At 57.9% G+C, this 24,849-nt stretch carries 14 protein-coding genes and 2 pseudogenes; 14 read left to right on the top strand and 2 right to left on the bottom strand.

What is annotated here, in order from left to right; genetic code table 11:
- The first annotated feature begins 8 nt into the window (after window positions 1-8).
- Both COO59_RS06140 and COO59_RS06135 read left to right on the top strand, forming a co-directional pair.
- Window positions 9-10,922: a hemagglutinin repeat-containing protein gene (locus tag COO59_RS06140; protein WP_103058926.1), complete on the top strand. Its 10,914-nt coding sequence runs from the start codon at window positions 9-11 to the stop codon at window positions 10,920-10,922.
- A 4-nt stretch (window positions 10,923-10,926) separates the two neighbouring features.
- Window positions 10,927-11,274 (top strand): immunity 8 family protein, encoded by a 348-nt coding sequence (locus tag COO59_RS06135; protein WP_240614092.1) that lies wholly within the window; start codon window positions 10,927-10,929, stop codon window positions 11,272-11,274.
- Between the two features lie 48 nt (window positions 11,275-11,322).
- Here COO59_RS06135 and COO59_RS06130 read toward each other — a convergent pair whose 3' ends face one another.
- On the bottom strand, window positions 11,323-11,535 hold the full coding sequence (locus COO59_RS06130; RefSeq protein WP_240614091.1) for a SymE family type I addiction module toxin: 213 nt from the start codon (window positions 11,533-11,535) through the stop codon (window positions 11,323-11,325).
- Between the two features lie 73 nt (window positions 11,536-11,608).
- Window positions 11,609-12,007: a helix-turn-helix domain-containing protein gene (locus COO59_RS06125; protein WP_240614090.1), complete on the bottom strand. Its 399-nt coding sequence runs from the start codon at window positions 12,005-12,007 to the stop codon at window positions 11,609-11,611.
- Window positions 12,008-12,106: 99 nt separating this feature from the next.
- Between COO59_RS06125 and COO59_RS06120 the strand changes: the two genes are divergently transcribed.
- The 12 genes and pseudogenes from COO59_RS06120 (at window position 12,107) to cdiI (ending at window position 24,817) form a co-directional block, all read left to right on the top strand.
- Complete coding sequence (locus COO59_RS06120; RefSeq protein ID WP_103058923.1) at window positions 12,107-15,151, top strand: CHC2 zinc finger domain-containing protein; 3,045 nt, start codon at window positions 12,107-12,109, stop codon at window positions 15,149-15,151.
- 44 nt (window positions 15,152-15,195) lie between these two features.
- Window positions 15,196-16,230 (top strand): site-specific tyrosine recombinase XerC, encoded by a 1,035-nt coding sequence (gene xerC / locus COO59_RS06115; RefSeq protein ID WP_103058922.1) that lies wholly within the window; start codon window positions 15,196-15,198, stop codon window positions 16,228-16,230.
- Between the two features lie 49 nt (window positions 16,231-16,279).
- On the top strand, window positions 16,280-16,570 hold the full coding sequence (locus COO59_RS06110) for a CopG family ribbon-helix-helix protein (RefSeq protein ID WP_103058921.1): 291 nt from the start codon (window positions 16,280-16,282) through the stop codon (window positions 16,568-16,570).
- Window positions 16,567-16,839 carry a type II toxin-antitoxin system RelE/ParE family toxin gene (locus tag COO59_RS06105; protein ID WP_103058920.1) on the top strand — a complete coding sequence of 91 codons (273 nt, stop codon included), beginning with the start codon at window positions 16,567-16,569 and terminating at the stop codon, window positions 16,837-16,839. The genes COO59_RS06110 and COO59_RS06105 overlap by 4 nt, the downstream gene beginning before the upstream one ends.
- A 716-nt stretch (window positions 16,840-17,555) precedes the next feature.
- A complete protein-coding gene (locus COO59_RS06100; protein WP_240614089.1) occupies window positions 17,556-18,431 on the top strand; it encodes a hypothetical protein in 876 nt (291 codons plus the stop codon).
- A complete protein-coding gene (locus tag COO59_RS06095) occupies window positions 18,428-18,742 on the top strand; it encodes a hypothetical protein (RefSeq protein ID WP_103058919.1) in 315 nt (104 codons plus the stop codon). The genes COO59_RS06100 and COO59_RS06095 overlap by 4 nt, the downstream gene beginning before the upstream one ends.
- 63 nt (window positions 18,743-18,805) lie before the next feature.
- Window positions 18,806-20,947, top strand: a pseudogene (locus COO59_RS06090) (toprim domain-containing protein); the annotation flags it as partial.
- Between the two features lie 44 nt (window positions 20,948-20,991).
- Window positions 20,992-22,071, top strand: coding sequence for a site-specific tyrosine recombinase XerC (gene xerC / locus COO59_RS06085; protein WP_205960850.1), 1,080 nt, complete (start codon window positions 20,992-20,994; stop codon window positions 22,069-22,071).
- Window positions 22,068-22,352: a damage-inducible protein J gene (locus tag COO59_RS06080; RefSeq protein ID WP_103058917.1), complete on the top strand. Its 285-nt coding sequence runs from the start codon at window positions 22,068-22,070 to the stop codon at window positions 22,350-22,352. Before xerC (COO59_RS06085) ends, COO59_RS06080 begins: the two co-directional genes overlap by 4 nt.
- Window positions 22,349-22,654, top strand: a complete 306-nt coding sequence (locus tag COO59_RS06075; RefSeq protein ID WP_103058916.1) for a type II toxin-antitoxin system RelE/ParE family toxin — start codon at window positions 22,349-22,351, stop codon at window positions 22,652-22,654. Before COO59_RS06080 ends, COO59_RS06075 begins: the two co-directional genes overlap by 4 nt.
- Before the next feature lie 814 nt (window positions 22,655-23,468).
- Window positions 23,469-24,470 (top strand): annotated as a pseudogene (locus COO59_RS06065) (CdiA family toxin C-terminal domain-containing protein); the annotation flags it as partial.
- Window positions 24,467-24,817 carry a ribonuclease toxin immunity protein CdiI gene (gene cdiI / locus COO59_RS06060; RefSeq protein ID WP_165786492.1) on the top strand — a complete coding sequence of 117 codons (351 nt, stop codon included), beginning with the start codon at window positions 24,467-24,469 and terminating at the stop codon, window positions 24,815-24,817. The pseudogene COO59_RS06065 and the gene cdiI, both read left to right, overlap by 4 nt.
- Window positions 24,818-24,849: the final 32 nt, after the last annotated feature.

The following is a 24,849-nucleotide window of genomic DNA, read 5'->3' as shown; positions in this document are numbered from 1 at the left end:
CAAAGATTATGGACAGTCAACAACAACCCGTTCAGCTTTCTCACCGCCTGCTGAGCTACCTGATTTGTGCGTTAGTTGCCTGGCAGCCGCTGCTGCCCGCGCTGGCGGCCGGGATAACCCCAACCAGTAAAGGCACCCAGCTGGATAAGGCCGCCAACGGCGTGCCGGTGATTAATATCGCCACGCCAAATCAGACCGGTCTTTCCCATAACCAGTATCAGAATTACAACGTGGGTAAAGAAGGACTGATCCTTAACAACGCCACGGGACAGCTGAACCCGACGCAGCTGGGCGGCCTGATTCAGAATAACCCCAACCTGAAAGCCGGGCAGGAAGCAAAGGCGATCATCAACGAAGTCACCGGCGCGAACCGCTCGCAGCTGCAGGGCTACACCGAAGTGGCCGGTAAAGCGGCCAACGTGATGGTGGCGAACCCTTACGGTATCAGCTGTAACGGCTGCGGCTTTATTAACACGCCCAACGCCACGCTAACTACGGGTAAGCCCGTACTGGATGCGCAGGGCAATCTGCAGGCGCTGACGGTCAGCAAAGGCACCATTACCGTGGAAGGAGAGGGACTGGATGCCAGCCAGAGCGACGCGCTTTCTATTATTTCGCGTGCAACCGAAATCAACGCGGCAATCCATGCTAAAGATCTGAAGCTAATCGCCGGGGCTAACCGGGTGGCGCAGGATGGCAGCGTAACGCCGATAGCAGGCGCAGGCGCAACGCCGGGCGTGGCGGTGGATACCGGCGCGCTGGGCGGCATGTACGCCAATCGTATTCATCTGGTCTCCAGTGAAAAAGGCGTCGGGGTTAACCTTGGCAACCTGAACGCGCGTCAGGGCGATATGGTGCTGGACGCCAGCGGCAAACTGACGCTGAAAAACAGCCTGACCAGCGGCGCGCTGACGGCAAAAGCCGAGAGTATCGCCCTGAGCGGCGATCATAAAGCGGGCGGCGCGGTCACGCTGAACGGTAAGCAGGAGGTGGCGTTAAACGCGGGTTCGCTGGTGAGCGATGGCAGCATAGCCCTGAACGGCAACGACAAGATTTCTCTTAATCAAAGCAAGCTGACCGCCGGTAAAGATATTCAGCTCAGCGCCGCAGAGGTAAAAACCGATAAGGCGAGCAGGGCGGATAGCGGCGGCAACATCAGCCTGACGGCGCGCAACGGGGTAGATAACGCCGCGCAGCTCACCGCAGGCGGCGCGCTTACCCTGAGCGCGAAACAGGCGAAAAACAGCGGCGCACTGCTGGCGAAAGGCCAGCAGACCCTTCACGCCGATACGCTGGATAACAGCGGCGCGATTGCCGGTCAGGATGCGCTGAATATCACCAGCCAGAATCTGTTCAACAGAGGTTCGCTGATCGCGCCGCAGCTGTCGCTCAGCAGCCAGCAACTTACCAACAGCGGCCTGATTCAGGGCAGCAAAATCCTGGATCTTAACGCCGATCGGCTGGATAACCTCAGCGGCGGCAGCATCGCCTCCGCCAGCGACCTTGCTCTCGATTTGCCAACGCTAAACAACAGCGGCCTGATCAAAAGCGACGCCGGTCTGTTGCTCAACGGCGACAGCTTAATCAACAGCGGCGAGATTAACGCCGCTACGCTCAGCGCCAGCCATAACCTGCTGGTTAACCAGCAGGGCGGACGGCTGCTGGCGCAGGGCGCAATGCAGCTCCAGCAAAAACAGCTTGATAACCAGGGGCTGTTGACGGCTAACGATCTGGCGGTCAGCGCGGATGAGCTGCATAACGGCGGCACGTTGCAGGGAAGCCAGACGTTAGGCATCAGCGGCAGCCGCCTCAACAACGGCGGGACGCTGCTCAGCGGCGGCAAGCTGACGCTGCAGGGCGACAGCATCGATAACCAGGGGCTGATGCAGGGCGATCGGCTGTCGTTAAACGCCAGCGACTGGCAGAACAGCGGCAACGCGCTCAGCGAGAACGACGCCGCTTTGCAGACAAAAACGCTGCACAACAGCGGCAAAATTTTGGGCCAGCATACTATTCAGCTACGGACTGACAGCAGCGATAACAGCGGCTGGCTGGTAGCGCAGGCGTTAGCGCTGCGCGGCGACCTGATTAACAGCGGCCTGCTGCAGGGCAACGACGATTTGACGCTGCACGGCGGCGTTATCAGCAATCAGACCGCCGGACAGCTGTTAAGCGGCGGCTCGCTGGACGTTTCCGCCACGCAGCTGGACAACCAGGGCGCTTTGCAGGCGGATACGCTGCGGGTTAATGCGCAAAGCTGGCAGAACGGCGGCAGCGCTCGCGCCGTCTCGCTGCTGGACGCGCAGATAAGTGGTGAAATCAATAACGGCGGCAGCCTGATAAGTGAGCAAGCGCTTACTTTAAACAGTGAACGGATCCTTAACCAGGGCAAGCTGGCGGCGGATCGTCTGAGTCTTACCGCGCCGCAGCTCATCAATGGCGGATTGCTGCAGGGCAACAGCGCACTGTCGCTGAATAATGCGCAACTGATCAACCAGAACGGCGGCGAACTGCTGAGCGGCGGGCCGCTGGCGTTAACGCTGGATCGGCTGGATAACGCCGGGCTGCTGCAGGTCGATGGCGCGCTGGATATTGTCACCCGTCAGACCAGTAACGGCGGTAAGATGCTGGCCGATACGATTTCCGCTCAGGCCAGCGAAACGCTGACTAATAACGGCCAACTACTGGCGCAGCAGCAGGCCACGCTCAACGCGCAAACGCTGGATAACGGCGGCGCGATTGCCGCACAGGGTATTACGCTGACGGCCGATACGCTGCTTAACCGTGGCGCGATGCAGGGCGATAGCCTGCTGGATATTACCGCGCAGCAGCTGGAGAACCAGGTAAACGGCACTCTGCTGAGCGGCAGCAGTCTGGTATTGCGCGGCGACAGCCTCAGCAATGACGGTAGCTGGCAGGGCAAACAGCTCGATTTTAACGGCAACACGCTGGCTAACCACGGCGCAATCAACGGTATCGACAGGCTAACCGGCAGCGTGCGTGATGAGCTAAGTAACAGCGGCAGCCTGATAAGCCAGGGCAGCGCCAGTCTGACGGCAAACAGCCTGTTGAACCCCGGCGAAATTATGGCTGACGGCCTGACGCTGCGCGGCCAGACGTTAAATAACAGCGGGCTGTGGCAGGGTAATTCCCTGCTGGATGCGCAGGGCGACAGCCTGACCAGCGCTGCAGGCAGCCGTACGCTGTCCGGCGGGCAGCTGACGCTGAACGCCGATCGGCTGACCACCGACGGCACCCTGCAGGGCGAACAGGCGCAGATTAGCGCCAGTAGCTGGCAACATCAGGGATCGTTGCTGGGCAATAGCGGGCTGAGCGCCAGCGTCACGGGCCAGCTAACCAACAATGGCGGCCTGTTAAGCCAGGGCGCTGCGCAGATCCATGCGCAGACGTTAACCAACCTGGGCGTTGTGCTGAGTGCGGGCGCGATGACGCTAACCGGCAGCGCGTTAAACAACAATGGCAGCTGGCAGGGGCAGCAGATCTTGCTGAACGCGCAGCGGTTAACTAACGGCGGCGCGATCCAGAGCGCCGACAACATGCAGCTCATCCTCTCAGATAAGCTGGACTCGACCGCTAGCAGCACAATCAGCGCCAACGGCACGGCGGCGCTGCAGGCGCTGGCATTAACCAACCAGGGCGAGTGGGTAGCCAAAAACCTGACGCTAACCGGCAGCACGCTGAATAACGACGGCGATATCAGCGGCGTTGATAGTCTGACGGTCAAACTTAACGGCGCGCTGACGCAACAGCAGGATAAAACGCTACTGACGGCGGGCAAGCTCGATCTGCAGGCGACGTCGGTGAATAACGCCGGACGTATTCAGGGCGGTGAACTGCAGGTTGTTAGCGGCGCGCTGGACAACAGCGGACGATTGCAGGGCGATAATAACCTACAGCTGACGCTGAGTGGCCGTTTGACCAATGCGGCTACCGGCACGCTGATCGGTCAGAACGCGCTGACGCTCAAAACGCCGGAGCTTTATAACTACGGCCTGATTCAGGGCACCACCACTGGCATTAACGCGACCAGCCTTGCGAACAATAGCGGAAAAATAGTTTTTGGCGGAGAGCTAACGCTTAACACGCCGCAGCTGATCAACAGCGGCTGGCTGCAGGCGACGCAGCTGATGCTTAATGCCGCTAACGCCAGTAACAGCGGTACGCTGCTGGCGCAGCAGCAGGGCACTCTGAGCGGCAACGCTTTCAATAACCAGGGCAGCGTACAGGGCAACAATCTTACCGTTAACTATCAGCAGCTGACCAACGGCGGCACCCTGCTGGGCAATAACCAGCTGAACGTAACCGCTGCGCAGGTCACTCAGCAGGCGGCAGGGCGGCTGTTCAGCGGCGGCAACCTGGTGCTGACCAGCGACGGTTTCGATCAGCCTGGGCAGGTGGTCGCGCTCGGTGACGCCACGCTGAAGCTGATTAACAGCTTCATCAATAAAGGTACGCTGGCCGCCGGTAACCGGCTAAGCGTCAGCAGCAACGGCGCGCTGGAAAACCAGGGCACCATGCAGGGCCAGGCGCTGACGCTTGGCGCGGGCGGCGATCTGACTAACAACGGTCAGCTGACCAGCGGCAGCGGCGACAGCACGCTAAGCGGCAACCGCATCGCCATGAACGGCGGCGGCACGCTGCAGGGCGGCGGCAATATCAACCTGACCAGCCGCAGCGACATCACGCTCAACGGCTTTACCGGCACGTCTGGCAGCCTGACGCTCAGCGCGCCGGGCAGCATGGTAAATACCGCGCTGCTTTACGCGGCGAATAATCTTTATCTCTACGCCAATAGCATTAAAAACCAGCAGGGCGATATGCTGGCCGGAAACAGCCTGTGGATGCAGCGCGACGCGGCGGGCAACGCCAATGCCGAGGTGGTGAATACCTCCGGTACTATTGAAACGCAGAACGGCGATATTACGGTTAAAACCGGGCATTTGTTGAATGAAAGAGCGGGTTTTAGCGTTAATGAACAAACTTCGCTATTAAATAAACCCTCATGGGCAAATGGGGCAAATGTTAACATCCCAGTTTCATGGCTCCCATCCGATAGCTACGGTATTTATTTCACCTATAAGCAATATCATGGTCATGGTGACTTCTGGACGGAAAGCACGTCTCATTACGCGCCTTATCCTGAGGCTGATATACAAAAAGTTGCAATTAAAGCAACAACCGTTACCGTAAATCCCGGCGGCAATCAGTCTCGTATTTCATCCGGTCGCGATTTAAATGGACAGATTAATAATCTGGACAATTTTGCTTCAACGATTTTAGCTGGACGCAATATTACCCTGTCGGGTGACAGCCTTAATAACAAAAGCTGGACTGAGGGCACCACTACCGAATACAACACCTATCGTTATGGTGTGGGAATGATCAAGCCCCTCCGACCTGTGACTGAGGCTGCAGGATCGCCCGAAAGCAAAAGCATAACCTATACGCTGGACGGTGCCTCTATCTATGAGACGGTTGGCAGCGGCAATGTTTACCGTGGCGTTATTCAGGCGGCGGGTAATATTACCGCCAACTTTAGCAGCGACATTAGCAATACCAATACCAGCGCCGGCGTTGCGGGAATTACTTCAGGGCTGACTACGCCAGCGCTAAGCCGGTTAAGCAATCTTGCTTCACTTAAAGCACAACAGCAGCAGTCACTGGTCTCTGACGATACGGTTGCCGTGGGTTCCCCTCAGTGGCGCGATCGGCTGCAAAGTGCGCTGCAGGCCATTAACGGCGGCGCGCTGGAAAATAACGGTGGGTCAGGCGCATCGCTTAATCAGTACGATAGTACGCGCAAGGACGCATCGCTGCCAGGCAAGGCGGCGCAGCTGACATCTGCCGATGCCGCCGGCCAGGCGTTACACAACTATCAGGGCAACCCGGTTGATACCAGCGCTTATCCATTACCGAGCGGCGATAATGGCTATTTTGCGCCCTCCAGCGATCCGAACAGCCATTATCTGATCGTCGTAAACCCGAAGCTAAACGGCCTGGGTCAGCTGGATAAAAACCTGTATGGCGATCTCTATTCCTTACTGGGTACGCAGCCGGGAACGACGCCAGCGCAGGAAACGCGCACGCAGTTCACCGATGAAACAACCTTTTTAGGTTCTTCCTATCTGCTCGATCGCCTGAATCTGCATCCTGAATATGACTATCGCTTCCTGGGCGATGCCGCCTTTGATACGCGTTACGTCAGCAACACGGTGATCAATCAAACCGGCAGCCGCTACATCAACGGCATCGGCTCCGATCTGGATCAGATGCGCTATCTGATGGATAACGCTGCCGCCGCGCAGCAGTCGCTGGGGCTGCAGTTTGGCGTATCGCTAACCGCCGACCAGATTGCCGCGCTGGATCACAGCATTATCTGGTGGGAAGCCGCCACCGTTAATGGCGAAACGGTAATGGTGCCGAAAGTTTATCTGTCGCCGAAAGATGTGACGGTGAATAACGGCAGCGTGATTGCCGGAAATAACGTCAAGCTGGACGCGGGTAATATCACTAACAGCGGCAGCACGCTTATCGCCAGCGCGGATTTGAGCCTTGATAGCCAGAACAGTATTAGCAACCTGAACCAGGGATTGATCAATGCTGGCAGCAATCTCCAGCTGAACGCGTTAAACGATATTAATAATATCGGCTCTGCTATCAGCGGGAAAAGGGTCGCGCTGGAAAGCCTGGATGGCAATATTAATAACATTACCGAAGCCACGCAAAAGCACATTAATCAGAGCGGCTGGTTAGGCAACGTTAGCCTGACTCAAACCTACATCGGCCCGACGGCAGGCATTAGCGCCCTGGATTCTCTTAGCCTGAACGCGGGTAAAAATATTACGGTACAGGGGGCGGAGGTTAAATCTGGCGGTGATTTATTAATGGATGCCTGGGGTGATATTGCCGTTACGGCCAATGAAATCAACCAGGCTAAGAGCCAGACTGTTTGGCTTGATACGAAAAGCACTGCCAGCACGACCCACCAGGGCAGCACTATCTCCGCGAGCGGCCAGCTGGCAATGCATGCGGATAATAATCTGTCGCTAAGCGCCAGTACGCTGAAGGCTGGAAAAAACGCCACGCTGTCTGCGGGCAACGATCTGAACCTCAATGCCGCTACCACCCAGCAGAACAGCCGCGACGGCCAGGCTGAGTCGCATTCCTCCGGCCTGGAGCGCACCACGCTTTCCAGCGGTGGCGACCTGAAGCTGGCAGCCGGGCGCGATCTCAACAGCCAGGCGGCGGGCCTGGCGGCGGAAGGCGATGTGGCGCTGCAGGCGGGACGCGACCTTAATCTGCAGGCGGAGGCTACCCGCTCCGGCAATAGTTATAAGGCGGGCAAAAAACAGGAAATCAACGAGCATGTGCGCCAGCAGGGTACGGAAATCGCCAGCGGCGGCGATACTTCGCTACTCGCCGGACACGATCTGAACAGCAGCGCAACCCAGGTTACCGCGCAGCAGGATATTGCGGTTGTCGCCGGTAATAACGTTAACCTGAATACGGCGACCGAGAGCGACTATCATTACAAAGAGGAAACCAAAACCAAAAAAGGTTTCCTGAAGAAGAAAACCACGCACACCATTGAAGAGGACAGCGCCACGCGTGAGGCGGGCACGCTGCTGAGCGGTAATAATGTCGCGGTCACGGCGGGCAACGATCTGCTGGTAAAAGGATCGCAGGTAGTGGGCGATGGCAGCGTTGCGCTGAAGGCGGGCAATAATGTAGATATTGTAGCGGCCACCAACACCGACTCCAGTTGGCGCTTTAAAGAAACCAAAAAAAGCGGCCTGATGGGCAGCGGCGGCATCGGCTTTACCATCGGCAGCAGCAAATCGGTACACGATCTGCGTGAGAAAGGTACTACGCAAAGCCAGAGCGTCAGCACCGTAGGCAGCACCGGCGGCGACGTGGCGATTACCTCAGGCGGGCAGACGCATATTGGCGGCGCGGATTTGGTGGCAGGCAAAAGCCTGGATATTAACGGCGATGCGGTAGTGATCGAGCCGGGCCACGATAAGCGCACCCGCGACGAACGCTTTGAGCAGAAAACCAGCGGCCTGACGCTGGCGCTGTCCGGCGCGGTGGGCGATGCGGTTAACAGCGCGGTAGCCACCGCTCAGGCGGCAAAAAGCGAAAGCGACGGCAGGCTGTTGGCGTTGCAGGCAACCAAAACCGCGCTATCCGGCGTACAGGCAGTCCTGGCGTCACAGCAGGCAACGGCCAGCGGCGATCCGAATAATGGCGTAGGCATCAGCGTCTCGCTGACCACGCAAAAATCGAAATCGCAGCAGCATCAGACTTCTGATACGGTTAACGGCTCTACGCTGAACGCCGGCAAAAATCTGTCGATTACCGCCACCGGCAAGGGCGACGGCGCGCACAGCGGTGATATTCTGATCGGCGGCAGCCAGATGAAGGCCGCTGGCGACAGCACGCTAAACGCCGCCAGGGATATTCTGTTGACCGGCGCGGCCAGTACCCAGGAGTCCAGCGGTAAAAACAGCAGCAGCGGCGGTGGTGTTGGCCTCAGTTTCGGCGTGGGCAGCGGTAGCGCAGGTATAAGTATCTTTGCCAGCGTTAACGGCGCGAAGGGCAAAGAGAGCGGCGACGGCACGCGCTGGAGTGAGACCACGCTCGACAGCGGCGGCAACGTGGCGCTGAACAGCGGGCGCGACACAACGCTGAACGGCGCGCAGGTCAGCGGCAACAGGGTTACGGCGGATGTCGGGCGCGACCTGGCCCTCAGCAGCCAGCAGGACAGCGATCGTTACGACTCGAAGCAAACCAGCTTCGGGGCGGGCGGTAGCTTTACCTTTGGCTCGATGAGCGGCTCCGGTTATATCAGCCTCAGCCAGGACAAAATGCGCAGCCGCTACAACAGCGTGCAGGAGCAGAGCGGCATTTTTGCCGGTGAGGGCGGCTTCGATATCACCACCGGCAACCATACGCAGCTGGACGGCGCGGTGATCGCTTCAGCGGCGGAAGCCGATAAAAACCGCCTCGACACCGGCACGCTGGGCTTCAGCAGTATCGGTAACGCGGCGGACTACAAGGTCAGCCACAGCGGCATCAGCGCCGGGCTGTCGGGCGGCGGTTCGCTGGGCGGCCAGCTGCTCTCGAATGCGCTCTCTAACGCCACCGGCACGCTGCTGGCGGGGCTGGGCGGCAAAGGTCATGCGGAGGGTACCACGCAGTCGGCGGTGGCCGACGGCACCCTTATCATCCGTAACCAGGACCAGCAGCGGCAGAGCGTGGCGGACCTGAGCCGCGACACGGAACATGCCAACGGCAGCATCAGCCCGATTTTCGATAAAGAGAAAGAGCAGAAGCGGCTGCAGATGGCGCAGATGGCAGGTGAGATAGCCGGTCAGATGAGCAATATCGTCCAGACTTATGGCGATATTAAAGGGCTGGAAGCGGCGAAAGAAAAGCATCCTGATTATACGGCCGCGCAGCTTCGTGAAACCGCTACCTATAAAGCAGTACAGCGCGACTACGGCACCGGCGGCAAATGGCAGAGGGTGACGCAGTCGGTGAGCGGCATCCTCAGCGGCCTGGCGGGCGGCAACGCGGCGCTGGCAGCGGCAGGCGGCCTGAATCCGTGGGCGGCGCAGGTCATCAAACAGGAAACCACCGGCGCGGACGGCCATGTGAACGTGGCGGCCAACGCAATGGCGCATGCGGTGTGGGGCGCGGTGGCGGCGCAGATGTCGGGCGGCAGCGCGGCCTCCGGTGCGGCGGGTGCGTTCAGCGGCGAGCTGGCGGCGCGTTATATAGCGCAGTATCGCTTTGGGGCAGACACGCCGGAAAAAATTGAGGCGCTGAGCGAGGAGCAACGGCAGGAACTCAGCCTGATGAGCACGCTGGCGGCGGGCCTGGCGGGCGGGCTGGCAGGCAACAGCACGGCGGCGGCGACCACCGGCGCGCAGGCAGGGAAGAACGCGGTTGAGAATAATGCGCTGGGTGCGAAAGATGAGCAGCAACGACAGGATGCGAAATGGTCGTTGCCTTATTTGCAAGGTGAGAAGAAACAGCAGGCAGAGAAGTTAATTAATGATTTGAACGCCAAAGATAAGGCGTTTGATGCGGCAATGGACTCGGCCTGTAAGAATCTGTCATCAGCGCAGTGTTCAGGAATGCGACAGGAGCTGGCGGCAATGGCGAAGAGCTATGACGAACAGCTTAATGGTCAGTACATCGGTAATATGGGCAGCGTCTATAAGGAAGGTAAAGGTCAGGTTGACGCCCTGATGTGGCAGTATGCCACGGCGGATGCGAAAGCAGAGCGTGAGGCTAACGTTAACCGGATTGCTGAAAACTGGGGTGTGAGCAGGGAAACAGCCAGTACGCTTTACGATAGTATGGCCGTTGTACATACCACGGCGGCGATTGGTGGCGCGGTGTATGGGATGAAGGGTGCCAAAGAGCCAGCTGTACCACCAACGAAACCCGTTTCTCCAGGTAAAGGCAGTACTCAGGCAGAAACTAAACCATCCAGCGGTGCGGAAAATGCGGCTACTTATCCGAAACTGAAGGACGATCTGGTACAGCAGAATTTGAGTAATATAGCTAAGCAGGATCCGAGGCTGGCGGCAGTGGTTCAGGGCGATAACGGAAAACTGAATTATGGCGTTGGTTCCGGCACTAAAGCAGAAGCGGATCGACTTGGTCAAATCTGGGTTGGTGATGGTGCCAGACCAACAAAAGATGGAACTGGATTAATGAGTGCTGATGGTTCTCGTGTATATCGTTTCCCTAAAGAAAAACCGAATGCCCCAGCATTAGTAAATCCAACAGGCGTACAGGCTAATTTTGAGACTTTTCAAATAAATCCGATAACAGGCCAGAAAATAAAAGTTGGTGATGGGCATCTTAACGTCATTGCGGGGAAATAAGAACGTGAAAGCTACATTAAGAACTTTAGGGTGTGATGATTGTGATCTTAATTTATTCGTTCCTGAAGAGGACAATAGTTTTATCCTTTTGCTCACTTTATCAATAGGGCCAGAAAATGAGGAAGGTATAAATTATTTTCATTTAAACGTCTGCACCCCGGAATGGCTCTGCAAACACCATTGGCTGCCGGAACTGATGCGTCATACGCTGCTGGTGCGTAAATACGATCTGGATGAAATCAAAAAAACTATCACTGATTATATCGATCAGTGCGAAGGTAAAGACTGGATGGAGATAGCGCAAAAGCTCTCCCGCGTCTTTGCCTGGGAATATGAAGACTACCAGCCATAAACGGTAAATCCCGGCCACCAGGCCGGGATTTTACTTTAAACCCGTCAGCTACTTCTCACCGGCCAGCCGAATGATCAACTGGCCCGGCCCGGTGATCACCTCGATCTTCTGCCCGGTCTCAAAGCCCAGCGCGGCCATCCAGCGGCCCTTCAGGGTAATGGACGGCGATGGCTCAAACTTCCGCTGATCCCGGATATAGCCCACGGTGTAACGCCGGGCTTTGGTTGAGACGTGTTCTGACTTATGATGTTGCGCAGCCATGATTAACTACCTTGCATAGTTGGTTGTGGTCAGCGGGTTGTTGGTGTTAGCGCACCTTCAGCCCGCGCTTGTGTTAACTCTCTTCTTTAGCTGTTCCCTGAGCCACCCGGGCCATCGCTCCTGCGACCTGGTTCTTGATAATCATCGCGTCCAGCAGTTCCCGGATAACATCCTGTTCATACTGCGGCATACGTGAAATGGTCTCGAACTGGTAGCGAAGCTGCTCATCTGGGCCGCGCTCCTGTTCATCAAATACCAGCATATCGGCGCTGACACCGAGCGCAATCGCCAGGCGGCGGATCACATCTAAGGTAGGTTGTGAGTTGCCGCCTTCATAACGCCGTATCTGTAAAACTGCCACACCGACCATATCGGCCAGCATCTGCTGGGTGAGTCCGCGCGCCTTGCGCAGCGTGGTAAGTCGTTCGGGGAACTGCATATTAAGAAACCAGGTTGTTGAACTTGATGTCACTATACGTCCCCCTTCTGAAATGCTTGCTTTAAGATATCGTATCAGATATTCTATAAATATCAATATAGCATCTTGACAGGTTTTTGCAGGGAGGCAGGGATGAGCAAAGGACGCATGACCCCGGAAGCGCTGGAGCGGCTGAAACGTGAGGTGTCGCTGCTGGAGCTTGCACGGTCGCAGAACCGCAAGCTGACGAAGCAGGGAAAGGACGTCGTGACCCTCTGCCCGTTCCATCATGAGAAAACCCCTTCCTGCGTTATCTCGCCGTCAAAAAACCTGTATCACTGCTTCGGCTGCAACGCGGGCGGCTCGGTACTGGACTGGCTGCAACACACCGAACGGCTGACGTACCCGCAGACCCTGGTCCGGCTGCGCGAACTGACCGGCTCAGCTCCTTCTTCAGCCGCCGCCGTTCCTGTCACTCCTCCTTCACCACCGCGCCAGACGCTGACCGATCTGGACGATGACGGCCAGGCGCTGCTGCATCAGGTCACGGACTTCTATCACAGAAACCTGCTGAACAGCCCGGAAGCGGTAGCCTGGCTGGAAAAACGCGGACTTAATCATCCGGAGCTGGTGAAACACTTCCGGCTGGGGTTCGCCGGGGCGCACGGCGTGGCGGGCGCGCTGCCGTCGCCGCACTCAAAGGAAGGAAAGTCCCTGCGTCAGCGGTTAACTGCCCTGGGCGTGATACGCGAAAGCAACCGTCAGGATCACTTCCGGGGCTGCCTGGTGGTGCCGGTGACCGGCGGGTCTGAGAGTTACGATCCGGCGTTGCGTGGCCGCGTGTTGCAGCTGTACGGGCGCAGAATGTTAACGGACAGCCAGATCAAAAAGGGATCGGCAAAACATCTGTATCTGCCGTCACCGCTCACAGGGATCTGGAATGAGGAAGCGCTGAAAGCTTCGCCGGAAGTGATCCTCTGTGAAGCGCTGATCGATGCGATGACCTTCTGGTGCGCTGGTTACCGCAACGTTATCGCGGCGTTCGGGGTAAACGGCTTCACGGCGGGCCATCTGGCCGCGTTACAGTATCACGGCGTGAAGCGGGTAATGATCGCCTTCGATCGGGACGAGGCCGGAGATCGGGGCGCGGAAGCTGTCGCTGAACAGCTGGCCGGATGTGGTATCGCCGCCTGGCGGGTGCGCTTCCCTGCCGGAATGGATGCGAATGCGTACGCGCTGAAAAGCGGTAACCCTGAATCCGCCTTCGCGCTGGCGCTGGCGCAGGCCGTGCGAATGAAAAGCGGCTCTGCTGTTACATCAGAAAATGTGACCGGCAGCAATGAAACAATCTCTCCTTTAGCCGCCTTCCCGGCCTCGCAGCCCGCTCATCGGCCTGCTGAAACCCGTATCGCCTGCGAAGTGACGCCCGCCGGCGAGCTGCTGTTACGTTCCGGTCCGCGTCAGTGGCGGGTGCGGGGCTGGCAGAAGAATACACTGGCCGAAGTGATGAAGGTGAACGTGCAGGTGCTGGATGAGAGTACCGGCGCGTTCCACGTGGACCAGCTGGACATGTACCACGCGAAGCAGCGCCAGGCCTATGTGAACATGGCGGCGTCAGAGCTGGAATGCGACGCGGCGGTGATAAAGCGCGAATGCGGGCGGGTGCTGCTGGCGCTGGAGCAGCAGCAGGACGAGCGGCTGAAGGTGACGGAACAGGAAAGCGCGGCAGGCGTGACGCTGAGCGCGGAGGAAGAAAAGGAGGCGCTCCGGCTTCTGAAAGACCCGCAGCTGGCGGAGCGTATCGTGAATGACCTTGCTTCGTGCGGCATGGTCGGCGAGTCAGCCAACCTGCTGACCGGCTATCTGGCGGCGACCAGCCGTAAGCTGGACAGGCCGCTGGCGGTGCTTATCCAGTCTTCATCGGCGGCGGGCAAGAGCAGCCTGATGGACGCGGTGCTGTCGCTGATACCGGAAGAAGAGCGGGTGCAGTACAGCGCCATGACCGGCCAGAGCCTCTACTACCTCGGCGAAACGTCGCTCTCGCACAAGATACTGGCGATAGCGGAAGAAGAAGGGGTACGCCAGGCGGCCTATGCGCTCAAGCTGTTGCAGTCGGACGGCGAGCTGAAGATAGCCTCAACCGGCAAGGATGAATCCAGCGGCGAGCTGGTCACAAGGGAGTACCGGGTACAGGGGCCGGTGATGCTGATGTTAACCACCACGGCCAGCGACGTGGATGAGGAGCTGCTGAACCGCTGCCTGGTGCTGACGGTGAACGAGAGCCGGGAGCAGACCGAGGCGATACACGCCGCCCAGCGTAAGAGCCAGACGCTGGCCGGGCTGCTTCAGTCCTCAGAGAAGCAGTATCTGACGACGTTACATCAGAACGCGCAGCGGCTGCTGCGGCCGCTGAAGGTGGTCAACCCGTATGCGGAACAGCTGACGTTCCTGTCGGACAAGACGCGCACCCGGCGCGACCATATGAAGTACCTGACGTTAATCCAGGCGGTGGCGCTGCTGCACCAGTACCAGCGGGAGGTGAAACGGGCGGAGCATCGCGGGCAGGTTATCGAGTATATCGAGGTACGGCCGTCAGACATCAAACTGGCGAACCGGCTGGCGCATGAGGTGCTGGGCCGGACGCTGGACGAGATGCCGCCGCAGACGCGCAGGTTACTGGTGCTGCTGCTTGACCAGGTGAAAACGTGGGCAGAGAAGCAGGCGGTAAAGCCGGACGAGCTGCGCTTCACGCGACGCGACGTGCGGTCGGCGCTGGGCCAGGGTGACACGCAGCTGAAAATCCACCTGGCGCGTCTGGTTGAGATGGAATATCTGCTGCTGCACCGTCGCGGGCTGACGTATGAATATACGCTGCTGTGGGATGGCGGAGACGGTGAAGAGGCGCACCTGTGCGGCCTGCTGAACGTGACAGAGCCGGAAACGGCGGTGCCCGGTAACGAGGGCGGCGCGTCCCGGCCGGGGCCTGAGGCTGACCGGTCGGACAAAAACGGCGGCTGGTCGGCCTCCGGTCGGGATGCGGTCGGTGGTCGGTCGGGCGGTGAGAAAGTGGCTTCAGGGCAGACAACGCAGGGCCCGGAGACAAAACCGGCCGGTCTGAACGGAAATACAGTAATCAGGAAGAAAAAGAAAACCCCACCGCCGCCTTCGGCCTCGTTATCACAACCGGCTTCCTCTTAGTCGCCTGAATCCATCCGCCACGCCGCCGTCAGGGAGATAACCACATGTCCAACCGTAAACCCGCCGCAAACCGTCTGCTTACCGTGGATGACATCTACCGCCAGCCGGTCGGCCCGGCGACACACCCGAAGAGCCTGTACGCCCTGCTGTTGCGGTTCGTGAAGTGGCGGCAGGAGCGCAACTGGTCAGAGACGACGCTGAAGGTGCAGACGCATCACAGCTACCGCTTTATCCTGTGGGCGCACGAGCGCGGGCTGCACTATGCCGCCGACGTCACCAGACCGGCGCTGGAAACGTACCAGCGGCATCTGTACCACTACCGCAAGAGCAACGGCGAAGCACTGAGCAGCCGGACACAACGGACGGCGTTACAGCCGCTTCAGGTGTGGTTCAGCTGGATGGCGAAACAGGGGCTTATCCTGGCGAACCCGGCGGCAGACCTGGAGCTGCCGAGGCTGGAAAAACGCCTGCCGCGCACGATACTCACCGTGGAACAGGTGGAGGACATCATGAGCCTGTGCGACCTGAGCACGCTTCAGGGCATCCGTGACCGGGCGCTGCTTGAGCTGCTGTGGTCAACCGGCGTCCGGCGCGGGGAGGTGGCAAACCTTGAGATATACAGCGTGGACTTCTCACGGCGCATCCTGACCATCGTGCAGGGTAAGGGAAAGCAGGACCGGGTAATCCCGGTGGGAGAGCGGGCGCTGTGGTGGCTACAACGCTACATCGGCCATGTACGCCCGGATATCCTCACCGTACCTGACTGCAGGGCGCTGTTCCTGGCAATGGACGGTGTGGCGGGTCTGACGGCGAGCGGCATCACGATGGCTGTCGTCCCGTATCTGCGGGCGGCGGGGACAGATAAAGGGAGCTGCCACCTGTTCCGGCACGCGATGGCGACGCAGATGCTGGAGAACGGCGCGGACCTGCGCTGGATACAGGCGATGCTGGGTCACCGGAGCGTTGAATCGACACAGATATATACGCAGGTGAGCATCCGGGCGTTGCAGGCGGTGCATGCCAGTACGCATCCGGCAGAGCAGCGGAAAGAAGGAAACAGCGACAAAGTTGATAACTGAATATGACGTGTTACTCTGTGAGTGCAATGTAATACAAAAGGAGGAACCCATGCGCGAAGCCACCTTCACCTTCCGCGTTGATGAAACGCTGAAAACAGAGTTCACCACAGCAGCAAAGGCGAGTGACCGTACCGGCGCCCAGTTGTTACGCGACTTTATGAGAGAGTTCATAAGAAAAGAGCAGGAAGCAGCAGAATATGATGCCTGGTATCGCCAGAAAGTTGAGGCCGGGCGGGCTGCAGTGGCGGAGGGACGGACGATATCAGCAGAAGAGGTTGAAGCAGAAGCAGCAGAGTGGAGAAAGCGTATCCTCAGTAAAGGAAACAGCGGCAAGTCATGACATTAATATGGACAGAACCCGCCAGGGATGACCGCAGGGCAATCCGGGAATATATCGCGCTGGATAACCCTGTTGCAGCCGTTGAGCTGGATGAACAGTTATCAGCCAGAGCCAGCCAGCTCATAGAACAGCCGGAAAGCGGACGACCTGGACGCGTGGCGGGTACGCGTGAACTGGTTGTACACCGGCATTACGTTATCATCTATGAAGTTGTTGCAGCGACGGTATACATACTTCGGGTGCTGCACACATCCAGACGCTGGCCATGAGATACCGGACGAAGCAGCAGGGTCGCCGGACAGCCCGTAAGCCATCTGTGAGCTGAGTTGTTCGCTGTGCGGCAGAGCGCGCCGTCCGTGGCGCGATCTGCCTTCATCGGGTTGGGTGCCGCGCGGGGTAAATGGCCGGGCAGCGGCCTGGCCGCTGTGCAATATGCAGGTTCGCGATGGCCGCCGCGCGTCCATGAACCATAATGCGGGAGATTATACGCACTCCCGCGGTCAGCTTCGGAACCCTCATAAACCTCGCTATGCGCTCGTATGCGTATAATCTGCATTATGGCGTGCGCCCCGCGTTCAGCGCCGGGGTGCGGCCGCCCTCCCTGGCGGCGTCAGCCGCGTCATCGCCGGTAAGTAAAACCCAAAGGAAGTCGGCCTGCGGCCTCCGCTTAAAGGGCTTTATGCCCGCCCGGCGTCGTCTGTCTGCGGCGGCTCGCACTGCGCTGCGCTCCGTAGCTCGTTCCCGCCTCGCCAGCTTCCGCTTCCCGCCCCGGCCTGGTGTGGCCATGCAAAGCCGTTCGTTCCCTCAGCCTCCCGTGCCTCAGAGCGCTGTACAGCGCTTGCGGGCCTCGCCAGCCCGCGCCCGGCAGGCGGTTCGCCGGGCCACAGGCAAGCTGTGACCCGGCTCCCGCCGCGATGTGAAACCGGTAATGACAGGGATGAAGGTGCTGTTAAAATGCGCGGAGGGATAACGCAGGGAAAGCGGAATGAAGCGGATAAGGAAAGCGCTGTGCCGGCTGCTGTGCGCGGCGATGCTTACCGGGGCGGTAGCGTGTTCGGGCGAAAAAAGCGCGTCGGGGCAAAAATCCCCGGACATCAGAATGCAGCAGGAGAAATGGGCTGTAAGTTACGGAAAGGACAGGGAAAAAGCGGTTAAGTTGGCTGACTCCGCACCGGATAAAGTTGTTGTTGAGAATAACTCGCTGTCCGCCCTGGACAGCCTCGGCAAAGGCATGATGGATTACGGCCAGTCGGTGCAGTCTTACGCTCAGTATGCTCAGGAGAAAAATCTGCCGCCGGAACAGGTACAGGCCGATCTGGCGCGGATGGTGAAAGGTGATCTGCCGGAAAGCGCCAATATTATCAAAGCGATCCTGGAGAATAACCCCGGTTCAGATACGGTAATGGCCCTGCTGTCGGCGGAAGAAGCGAAGGATTACGCGCTGGCGCTGCTGACGTCGATCCCGGCAGAAAAAGCTTTATCGTTAGTCGGGAAAGCAGCGAAGATTATTGATAACAAAATCCTGATCAGTGCGGCGGAGAAAATCTCGACGGCCAAGCCTGGGAAACAATCAGCAATACCAAGAGATCTGAATGAACAAATAGTGTGGAAGCAGGTGCAAGAAAATCCGGCAGCAGGTGAAAAGTTGCTCGGTATGAATAATGACCCTCGTTTTCCTGCAAGTGCAGGGTTCCAAAAAATGCAGGTAGTCCAGAAAAATTCTAAGGGTGAATCAATCACTATCCATTATCAATATAACTCTATTACGGGTAAGGCCTACGATATAAAAATAGATACTCCTCAGAGGGTTAGCTCTAATCCAGCTGATGTGATCGAAAATATTAAGGGGCAAATTAAATGAAAATAAAAGAGTCGGATGGGACTATCATAAAAGTTTTTGCTATTTATTGGTTTGGCAATGAGACATATTTTTATGGGCTTCCCAAAAACTATGGTGGTTTGCTTGCATATAGAGCAAGTCAGGTATCTATAATTGATCCAGAAATAAGTTTCAATGCAATATATTTTGAAAATAATGCCAAGAGTATTCAGCATTGGGCTTTGATAAAAGAAAAGTTACTGGATGATATATTAGAACGGGATGATGTTGCCTATAACCGCTTCGTTGAGATCCTGAAAGCTGAAGGCCAGATAGAGCCAGACTTCTATTAACCAACAAAGATCCCGGACTTAGCGCCGGGATCTTTTTACCAGTCACTCCACCACAGGCCGTATAACCAACTGGCCGCGTTCGGGGTGAACGGCTTCACCGCCGGGCATCTGGCGGCGCTGTCGTATCACGGGGTGAAGCGGGTGCTGATCGCCTTCGATCGGGACGAGGCCGGGGATAAGGGTGCGGAGGAGGTCGCTGAACAGCTTGCCGGCGCCGGAATCGAAGCGTGGCGGGTGCGGTTCCCGCAGGGGCTGGATGCGAACGCCTTCGCGCTGAAAAGCGGCAATGCAGAAGGTGTGCTGGGGCTGGCGCTGGAACAGTCGGTCAGGATGAAAAGCGACGCTGCCGTTACATCCGAAACTGTGACCGGCAGCCATGAAAACCCGTCTTCTTTAGCTGCCCGGCCAGCCTCACAGCCCGTTCATCAGCCTGATGTTATCGCCTGCGAAACCACGCCCGCCGGTGAGCTGCTGTTACGTTCCGGGCCGCGTCAGTGGCGGGTGCGGGGCTGGCAGAAGAATCAGCTTGCTGAGGTGATGAAGGTGAATGTGCAGGTGCTGGACGAATCAACCGGGGCGTTCCACGTCGATACGTTCGATATGTATCACGCGAAACAGCGCCAGGCGTATGTGAACACGGCGGCGTCAGAGCTGGCCTGCGACGCGGCGGTGATAAAGCGTGAGTGCGGGCGGATGCTGCTGGCGCTGGAACAAAAGCAGGATGAACAGCGCCGGATGGCGGAACAGGAAAGCCCGGCTTCAGCCGTGGCGCTGAGTACGGACGAGGAAACGGAAGCGCTGGCGCTGCTGAAATCTCCCGACCTGGCAGAGCGTATCGTCAGTGACCTGGCGACGTGCGGCGTGGTGGGTGAATCGACCAATCTGCTGACCGGGTATCTGGCGGCGACCTCAAGGAAGCTGGAGCGTCCGCTGGCGGTGCTTATCCAGTCGTCATCAGCGGCGGGTAAATCCTCGCTGATGGATGCGGTGCTGGGGCTGATACCGGAAGAGGAGCGGGTGCAGTACTCGGCGATGACCGGGCAGAGCCTGTACTACCTGGGGGAGACCTCGCTCCGGCATAAAATCCTGGCGATAGCGGAAGAAGAAGGCGTGCGCCAGGCGGCGTATGCGCTGAAGCTGTTGCAGTCGGACGGGGAGCTGAAGATAGCCTCAACGGGCAAGGATGAATCATCGGGCGAACTGGTGACGCGGGAATACCGGGTGCAGGGTCCGGTGATGCTGATGTTAACGACAACCGCTTCAGACGTGGACGAGGAGCTGCTGAACCGCTGCCTGGTGCTGACGGTGAACGAGAGCCGGGAGCAGACGCAGGCGATACATGCGCAGCAGCGGCGGGCGCAGACGCTGGAAGGCTTACTGGCGCAGTCAGAAAAGGGTTATCTGACCCGGTTACACCAGAACGCGCAGCGGCTGCTGCGGCCGCTGAAGGTGGTCAATCCGTATGCGGAGCAGCTGACGTTCCTCTCCGACAAGACAAGGACCCGGCGCGACCATATGAAGTACCTGACGCTGATACAGGCGGTGGCGCTGCTGCACCAGTATCAGCGGACCGTGAAGCGGGCCGCGCATCGCGGCCAGGTCATTGAGTATATCGAGGTGCGGCCGTCAGACATCGCCCTGGCCAACCGTCTGGCGCATGAGGTGTTAGGAAGGACGCTGGACGAGATGCCGCCGCAGACGCGCAAGCTGCTGCTGCTGATACAACAGATGGTGCAGGAGATGGCGCAGCGGCAGGAGTGCCTGCCTTCAGAGGTGCGGTTCACGCGCAGGGACATCCGGGCGTGGACGAACTGGAGCGACAGCCAGCTCAAGCACCACTGCCTGCGGCTGAGCGAAATGGAGTACCTGTTAACCCACGGCGGCAGCCGGGGCCACCTGCTGCGCTATGAGCTGCTGTGGGACGGCGGCAGCGGTGAGGAAAGCCACCTGAGCGGGCTGCTGAGCGTGGATGAAAAAGCCGGGGATGACGAAGGCGGTAAACGTAAGTTCGGGCCGGAAGAGAGTAAGTCTGCCTTAAGTTCGGGTCAGGTTCGGGATAAGTTCGGGCCGGGAAAAGCGGCGTCAGGGCAGGCAGGAGAAGGCCCGGCGGGTGAAGCGGTTCGGCTTGCTGAAAACGCAGTAATAAGAGAGAAAAAGAAAACCCCGCTGCCGCCTTCGCCTTCGTCAGTCAGCCTTCCTTCTTAGCCGCCTGCCACAGACAGCGCCCGTTCTGACAAAGGAGTGTCATCATGGCCAACCGCAAACCCCGTTCAGACCGCCTGCTTACCGTCGATGAAATCTACCGCCAGCCGGTTGGCCCGGCATCCGACCCGAAAAGCCTCTATAACCTGCTGCTGCGGTTCGTGAAGTGGCGGCGGGAACGCAACTGGTCGGAGACGACGCTGAAGGTGCAGACGCATCACAGCTACCGCTTTATCTGCTGGGCGGATGAACGGGGTATCCGGTACGCGGCGGAGGTGACAAGGCCGGTGCTGGAGAGCTGGCAGCGTTACCTGTACGGCTACCGAAAAACGAACGGGGAGCCGCTGAGCAGCCGGACGCAGCGTACGGCGCTTCAGCCGCTTCAGGTGTGGTTCTCCTGGATGGCGAAACAGGGACTGATACTGGCGAACCCGGCGGCGGACCTGGAGCTGCCGAGGCTGGAGCGGCGGCCGCCGCGCACGATACTGAGCGTGGAGCAGGTGGAAGACATCCTGGCGCTGTGCGACCTGACGACGCTTCAGGGGGTGCGCGACCGTGCGCTGATGGAGCTGCTGTGGTCAACGGGCATCCGGCGCGGTGAAGTGGCGCGGCTTGAGATATACAGCACGGACTTCGTGCGGCGGACGCTGAGCTTACAGGGCAAGGGAAACCAGGACCGGGTGGTGCCGGCGGGAGAGCGTGCGCTGTGGTGGCTTGAGCGCTACCTCAGCCAGGTGAGGCCGGAAATAGCCGTCACGCCAGGCTGCCGGGCGCTGTTCCTGGCGATGGACGGCGTGGCGGGGCTGACGGCGAACGGCATCACGCAGGCGGTGGTGCCGTACCTGAGAGCGGCGGGCATCGACAGGGGAAGCTGCCACCTGTTCCGTCACGCGATGGCGACGCAGATGCTGGAGAACGGCGCGGACCTGCGGTGGATACAGGCGATGCTGGGTCACAGGAGCGTGGAGAGCACGCAGATATACACGCAGGTGAGCATAAAGGCGCTTCAGGCGGTGCATGCCAGTACGCATCCGGCGGCGCAGCGGGGGGAAGACAAAACTGACAGAAAAGAAAATAACAGCCATAATGACACCACAAACGACACCACATCAGGAGAGGCAGAATGAGTACAATCCACTTCAGGATAGATGACGAAACCAAACGTCTGGCGATGCAGGCCGCAGAGCGGCAGAAAATGAGTCTGACAGAAATCATGCGCCAGCGGGCTGAAGAGCTGGCGGCAGAAGAGCGGCAGTATCAGGACAGCGAGCATGATGTCTGGCTGGAGCAGCAGATAACAGCGGCGTTCAGCCGCTATGATGCCGGTGAAGGACACTTCATCAGCAATGATGAAATGAACCGCCATATGGATGAGTTGAAAGCGCAGGCAGCGCGGGGCAGGGTGTGACAACAATCGTTCAGTGGGAAGCGCAGGCACGGACAGACAGAGAGGCCATCTTCCGCTACCTGTATCAGGAGGCAGGCCTGGCGGTAGCCAGTGCAACAGACGATAAGTTCGTCAGCATGGTTAATATCCTCAAAGAAAATCCACTGGCAGGCACGAAAGCCGGGAGAACGGAGAAGCAGCGCAAACTGGTGGTTCCCCGCTTCCCGTTCATCATCGTGTATGTAGCGGAAGAAACCGTGGTTCGTATCCTGCGGGTTCTGCATACATCCCGAAAAATAGCGGGCCGTTACAGCAAAAGTTAGCTCGATCCCTGTAAGCCAGCAGTTCGCTGTGCGGCAGAGCACGCCATCCGTGGCGCGATCTGCCTTGCTCAGCGTGGTGCGTCGCAGGGTAAATGGCCGGCAGCGGCCTGGCCGCTGTGCAATATGCAGGTTCGCGATGGCCGCCGCGCGTCCATGAACCATAATGCGGGAGATTATACGCACTCTCGCGGTCAGGCAGAGTTCCCCCACAAAACCCTCTTCATGCGCTCGTATGCGTCTAATCTGCATTATGGCGAGCGCCGCCGCGTGTGGCAGTGGGTGCAGGCCGCCGTCCCTGGCGGCGTCGGCCTCAGCATCGTCTGCAGGTAAACCCCAAAGCAGTTGTCGGCCTGTGGCCTCCGCTGAAAGCGTTAATGCCCGCCCGGTGTCGTCTGTCTGCGCCGGGTCGTGCCGTCTCGCCAGCTTCCACTTCCCGCCCCGGTCCGTGTGGCCATGCAAAGACAAACCCCGGTCAGGCAGTGGTGCCACAGGGTGCCGTTCCGGCCCCGGCGGGCCTCGCCAGCCCGCGCCTGGCAGGCGGTTCCCCGGCCCACAGCAAGCTGTGAACCGGCTCCCGCCGTGAAGGAAAGCGGTAATGACAGACGGCAGGATGTTGCTAAAATGCGCGACAGGATAACGCAGGGAACGCGATATGAGGCAGATAAGGAAGGTGTTGTGCTGGCTGCTGTGCGCGGTGATGCTCGCCGGGGCGGTAGCGTGTTCAGGTGAAAAAAGCGCGTCGGGGCAAAAAGTTACGGCTCCGGAAGTGCAACAGGGAAAAACAGCTCTAACCAACGGAAAGCAAAGGGAAAAAGCAAGTTCTCTGGCTGGTTGTGCACCGGATAACGTTGTTGTTGAGAATAATTATCTGAGTGTGTCAGAGAAGACAGAGCTTGAGCTGGCGAAGCAAAAACTCAACAGTAACGACCCGGCAGAGCGTGAAAAGGCACAGCAAGCCGTCAATGCGCTACGCGAAAAGGACATTGCCAGCGACAAGAAAGTGATGGATGCCTGTGGCAACGGTAATGCCGGAAGTGCGGCCTGTGCCGGTGCGAGACTGGATGCGGTAGCGGCGAAAGGTGAATACGAGAGTACCGGTAACTACAACTCGAAAGCCAGCCAGCAGTACGCGGATGCTTATGGGCAGATAGTAAATCTGCTCAATATCACCAGTGTTGATGCGCAGAATCAGCAGCAGGTGAAGGATGCGATGGTGAACTATGCCATGCAGCAGCTTGGTGTGGATAAAGCAACGGCGGAGCAGTACGTATCGACGTATGACGGAATGAAGATCGTTGCTGCTTCATTATCTCCGGTACTTGGCAAAGCAGTTGGTGACAAGTTAACCGGAATGGTGAATAAAGCTAATCAGTATCCTTCGGGAATTAACTTTAAAATCAATCAACCAGAGCACCTAGCGCAACTTGATGGATATTCCCAGAAGAAAGGCATTACTGGTGCGCATAATGCTGATGCTTTTAACAAAGCTGTTGCTGATAATGGTGTGAAGGTTATATCTCAGGAAACAGGGCAGAACGGTATTACGCATGTTAAATATCAAATTCCTGCTAAAGATAGAGCAGGTAATATAGTCGGTTATAAAAATGATATTTTAGAAAAGACGATTTATGATCCAAAAATATTTACTGATGAAAAAATACTACAGTTGGGCCAACAAGCAGCAGCAAATGGTTATAAAGATGCGCTCGCCTCTGGTAGTCGAGAGTATACGGCAACGGCTGGCGGTGTTAAGCTCCAGATTTATGTGGATCAAAAAACTGGCACAGTAACTAACTTCTTCCCGGTGACAAAATGAATGAATATTTATTTGAAAAAATAGACTATGAACATGATAGTGAATGGGTTTTAAAAGACTTCTTCAATTCATTAAATCTTCAGGGAAGGTTCCTTTATGGAGTGGATAATATAATCAAAAAATGTGGTTTTGTTATTAATGAAACGTATTGTCATTACCCAGATCTACAAGATATAGATCCTGAGTTCCATTTTGAAGGAATCATGTTTGGTGTCTGGGAAGGAGAAATAATAGTATCAGAGGAAGTTGGTCTTAAATATACTCGACTGGCTTGTGAAAAGTACCTGAAGCTTCATCCTAAAGATACAGAAAAAGTAAATAGTTTACTATCTAAACTTCCCGCCTGATAAAACGATCCCAACTATCATCGTTGGGATCG

The sequence above is a fragment of the Mixta theicola genome, assembly GCF_002895925.1.
Taxonomy (GTDB): domain Bacteria; phylum Pseudomonadota; class Gammaproteobacteria; order Enterobacterales; family Enterobacteriaceae; genus Mixta; species Mixta theicola.
This window is presented reverse-complemented; position numbering and strand designations above follow the sequence as displayed.